This window comes from Leptotrichia sp. OH3620_COT-345 (assembly GCF_003932895.1).
Taxonomy (GTDB): Bacteria; Fusobacteriota; Fusobacteriia; order Fusobacteriales; family Leptotrichiaceae; genus Pseudoleptotrichia.
This window is the reverse complement of the sequence record NZ_RQYW01000088.1, coordinates 1-666: the sequence shown is the minus strand read 5'-3', so window position 1 is coordinate 666 and position 666 is coordinate 1. Positions and strand designations below refer to the sequence as shown.

The 666-nt window shown below is 29.9% G+C and carries 1 protein-coding gene; it reads right to left on the bottom strand.

The genetic code is table 11. The features are described 5' to 3' along the window. Nucleotides 1-282: 282 nt before the first annotated feature. Nucleotides 283-666, bottom strand: a 384-nt coding sequence (locus EII29_RS11465; protein WP_368665485.1) for a hypothetical protein, incomplete at its 5' end; no start/stop codon positions are given.

The following is a 666-nucleotide window of genomic DNA, read 5'->3' as shown; positions in this document are numbered from 1 at the left end:
TCCTATCGACAATCCCAAACTTGACAAGCTTCCATCAAACATCTTTCCTAATGCACTTTCCAGTACGTCTGCTATTGCTCCTCTTGTCGGATTATATACTTTCCCACACTTTTTGAAAAAAGTGTGCAAAAACTTCCCAACACAAATTATTTCATACTCAAAAACACTTCATTCGCTAAAAAATCACAAACTCACTTCGTTCAAACAGTGATTTTTCTTTACACTCATTCCCGTATTTTTTTCGTTGAAATAATTTGAATGTTGGGGGATTTTTCTTTCTATTTAGTTACAAGTATTTTTAAAGCCATTGACTTTTATTATTTTTTGGGCTATTTTAGCTATATTTGAATTAGTATCACTATACATGAGTCCATACTTAAAATTTCCTTCTTTTTTTTCTATACATCGAGGTTCTTTAGAAAAAATTATAAATATTCCATAGCCCGTTTTCATATCTACTATATTTCTTTGTTTAGAATTTATTATTGTATTTTCAGGTATTAATAATGTTGTTTCTCCAAATTGTACTCTCCTATTTATTGATCTTTTTAATATATCTTTTATCGCATCTTCTACCCCCTCCCTATATTTTTCTTCAGAAATTGCTGAAGGTCCATCCTTTCTTTTCAGTAAAACTTCATGCTTATCACTTTCTATTTCAAAGTT